At 67.6% G+C, this 4,041-nt stretch carries 1 protein-coding gene; it reads right to left on the reverse strand.

Annotation, left to right across the window (positions count from 1 at the left end):
* Positions 1–4,041: RHS repeat-associated core domain-containing protein (locus tag ABZ646_RS41890; protein WP_360531629.1), on the reverse strand; the 4,041-nt coding region annotated here is incomplete at both ends.

A 4,041-nucleotide genomic window follows, 5' to 3' on the forward strand; every position in this document is an offset into this window, starting at 1 on the left:
GGCGGTGCCGCCGCCCGTCGTACCGCTGTTGCCCGCGTCCCCGGTACCGCCTCCTCCCTTGTTGATGGTGTCGATGGTGTCCTTGGTGCAGCTGTAGTTGGTCGGGCCGCAGCTTTCGAGGCCGGTGGGATCGCTCCGCGTGACGGGGTTGTTGTTCGCGTAGGCATACCCGTTCATCTGGAGCGGGTCGGCGATGTCGAAGACCGGGTCGGCGGAGACGAAACGGCCGGTGTTCTGGTCGTATTCGCGGGCGCCGAGGTGGGTGAGGCCGGTGTTGGTGTCGTCGATGCCGACGCCGAGGTAGGTGCGCTGGTCGGGCCAGCTGCTCGGCTTGGTGCCGCGGGTCTCGCCGTAGGGCTTGAAGGCTCGGCGGGTGACCGTCTGGTCCTTGCCGAGGTCTACCGCGATGCTCGCGGTGCCGAGTTGGTCGGTGATCAGACAGCTCAGTTTGTGACCGGAGGTCGAGCCGTTGGTCGTGCGGACGACGGTCGGGGCTCCGGCCTGGCTGTAGGTGCGGACGGCGTTGACGGGGGTGCCGGAGCCGTCGGCCATGACCTCTGTCTCGCCGAGGTAGAGGGTGGTACCCGCGGAGGAGTGCTGGAGGATGCGGTTGCCGTCGGCGTCGTAGACGTACTGGGTGGTGGTGCCTTCGGCGGTCGCGGTGTCCAGTTTCTCCTCGGCTGTCCAGGTCAGGGACTGGTTCTGGGTGGTACCGGGCCGGGTGGTGGTGTTGCCCGCGGCGTCGAAGACGTAGGACTGCGTGCCGGTGGCGGTTCCGCCCTTCGCGCTGGTGACGCTCGTGAGGGTGTGCGGCTGAGTGAGTGTCGACTGGGTGGTGCCGTTGCCTGTGACGAGCTTGCCGTACCCGTACGTGCGGGTGACGTCCTGGCTGGTGTCGATGCCGCTTGCCGTGGCGTGCTGGGTCTGGGTGGCCCGGCTGCCGATGGCGTCGAAGGTGTACGAGTCCCAGTAGCTGGTGCCGGTACCTGTGGCCACGGTGGTGGTGTCCGGTGCGGCGTTGGCAAGTGACGTCTGCAGTGCGTCATCGGGTGCCGTGGCATCGCTCTGGACGTCCGGGGCGTTGGCGATGGGACCTGTGGAGCGCTGCCCGTCGCTGCGGTAGCCCCAGGCGGTTCCGTTGGCGGACTTGCAGCCGGTGCCACTGGTGCCGGGGGTGATGTTCGAGGTCCAGGCATGGACCAGTTCACCCATCGCGTCGTAGGTGAAGCACTGGGTGTCCCAGGCCGTGGTGGTCGCGGAGGTGGCGTTCTGGGATGCTTCGGACGTCACGTTGCCGACCGTGTCGTACGAGTAGCGGGTGTCCGCGAGCCGGTGCGGTCCCGCGGTCTCGCGGTCGCTGACCGTGCGCTGGAGGCGGCCGGTGCGGTCATCGATGAAGTTGGTGGTCCACACCCGGTAGGGCTGGGGCCCGGTGGCCGTGCGCAGGGCTTCACCGTAGGGCGAGTAGCTGACGTCCGCGGTGTACCAGGATAGGCCCGAGGTCGATTCGGCCAGGCCATCGCTGTCGTACCGGGTGATCACTTCTTCCTGGGCGAGTCCGCCGGGCGTGGCGGGCAGGGTCGTGCTGCGCGGCTTGCCGGTCGGTGTGTAGGTGTAGGCGTACTGGTAGGTGCCAGCGACGCCCTTGGTGAGCGGGGATGTGTTGGGGATGACGACTTCTCGGCTCGTGACCCGGTAATCGGCGTCGTAGCCGGTCACGCGGTTGACGTAGTCGCCGCTGGCGTCGTGGCGGACGGTCGCAGCGAGCATGCCGTCGGCGCCGGCCAAGGTGTCGTACTCCCATTCGCGGGTCGGGGCAGCGGATTCGCTGCCTTCACGCGTGGCCTTGACCCGGCCGATCGCGTCGTACTCCGTGTAGACGGCCCTTTCGCGTCCCTCGACCGCCTTCGTCCGACGGTCGACGTCGTCGTAGCCGAAGGAGGAGTGGCCCGTGTCGGGATCGTAGGAGTCGGTCACCCGGCCTCGGGCGTCGTAGAGGTAACTCCAGACGTTTCCGGCCTCGTCGGTGACCTTGCTGCGGTTACCGCGGCTGTCGTACTCGTAGACGGTGTCCCGCCACTGGCTCAGGTCGGACTTGGTGTAGTGCTGGATACGGGTGACACGGCCGAGGGCATCCGTCCAGGTCTTCGTGGCGGGTGTGGCGCCGCCGGCGGGCTTGGCGATCGTGTAGTCGTCGCCGTAGACCGTGGAACTGGAGTAGGCGGCGGCACCGCTCTGGATGGTGGTGACCTTGACCGGACGCTCCAGACCGTCGTAGGTCGTGGCACTCCCGCTGGGCACGAGGGTGTCGCTCTTCGGCTTGAACTGCTCGGCCTCTGGTTCGCCCTGGGCGAGGTAGGGGTTGTTGGTCTGGGAGCCCAGGCCGTGATCGTTGTACTTGGTGTCGGTGACGACCCGGCCGGGCCCGTGAGCGGGGCTCTGGGTCTGGATGGGTCGCAGCATGCCGTCGTAGAGCGTGATCTGTGCGTCGTAGCCGCGGTCGTCGCGCAGGGATTTGACGGTGACGGCGGTGGGCTTGGTGCCGGAGGTGATCTGGTAGGAGATCTGGACGTCCGGGTTCTGGGTTCCTGAGGAGTGGGACGGCATCCAGCCCTTGACCAGGCGGCCGAACGCGTCGAACTCGCTGCGGGTGACGTGACCGTTGGTGTCAGTGCGCGTCAGTACCAGGCCGCGTCCGGGGTCGAGGTCGGTGGTCACCGAGTGGCCGAGGCCGTCGATGACCTTCATCGAGGTGACCGGGCCGCCCGCATCTCCTGGTGTGTATTCGGTCCTGGAGACCAACTGGTCCTTGGCGTTCGTGACGGTACGGATCCGGCCGAGCGCGTCGTACGTGTTCAGTGTGGAGCGGATCCAGCCGGTGCCGTCGGCCGCGTTTGTCTGCTCGGTGGTGAGCAGACCGGCCGTCGGGGCCTCGCCCCAGGCTTTGTTGTCGTAAGTGTCCCGCGTGGCGGAGATCAGCTGGTCCCCGGTGGCGGTTGCCGCACCCGCGCAGGACGTCGCGGTGGTGCGGACCTGTTTGGGCAGGCCGATGATGTTGGAGTCGTCGTTGTTCGCGTAATCCGTCTTGGCGCAGGTGTAGTTGCTGTGCTTTTCCGTTCCGCTGCTGTCGGGCTGGACCACGGAGGTCTCGACGGCGAGCGGCAGGCCGTGATCCGAGTCGACGCTGAGAGTCTCGGTACGCACGGATCGCCAGCTGGAGCCGACCGTCTGCACCGCGTCGCTTCTCTTCGTCCAGACGCGGAAGGCGAGGAGCGGGTCCAGTCCGCCGTCCCGGGTGCGCGAGGCGGTCTGCTGGGAGTCGGGGAAGGTGAGGGTGCGTTTGACGATCTTGGCGCCGTCGGCGCTGCTGTCGTAGGTGAGCGTCTCGGCGGCCAGACCGGTGAACTCCGGCCGGTCCTGGCCGAGCTCGATCGTTCCGGTGGAGTCCTTCAGCGTGCCGCCCCCGCCACGGAAGTAGCGTGTGACGGACTTGGACTGTGTCTGGGGTACGTCTGGGCCTGAGGTGGCGTCGCCCTTGAGGGTGGTGACCTTCTGGTAGCCGCGCCACACGTTGTAGGTGCGCAGGTCCGGCTTGCTGAACTCGTCGTCGTCCTTGCCCCAGCCGGCGTTGTCATAGCCGTAGGACGTGGTGATGTCCTTGCCGTTCGAGGAGACCTTGTCGTGCCGGTGGACGGACGACACGACGTACTTGTTGAACCAGGCGAGAGCCGGCTTCTTCTCGTCCCCGTCCGGGGACCAGCGGACCGGGAAGCAGGTGTTGTGGTTGTCCTCGGGGGCGACCGACGGCTCGGTCTTGCAGCCGCCGGTGTAGGTCACCTCGATGTCTTCACCCGCTTCGGTGGTGATGGTGCCAATGCGCGGCCTGGTGAAACCGGGGCGGGCGTCGCCGCTGTAGCGGGGGACGAGGTTGGGCAGGTGCTTGTCGGCCAGGTAGTCGCCGAGCGGGTCGTCCGCGTCCACGGTGTAGGCGGAGAAGGTGACCGGGGGCAGCTTGGAGCCCTTGGTGTCACCGGGCGCGTA

The organism is Streptomyces sp. NPDC007162, assembly GCF_040634175.1.
GTDB lineage: Bacteria > Actinomycetota > Actinomycetes > Streptomycetales > Streptomycetaceae > Streptomyces.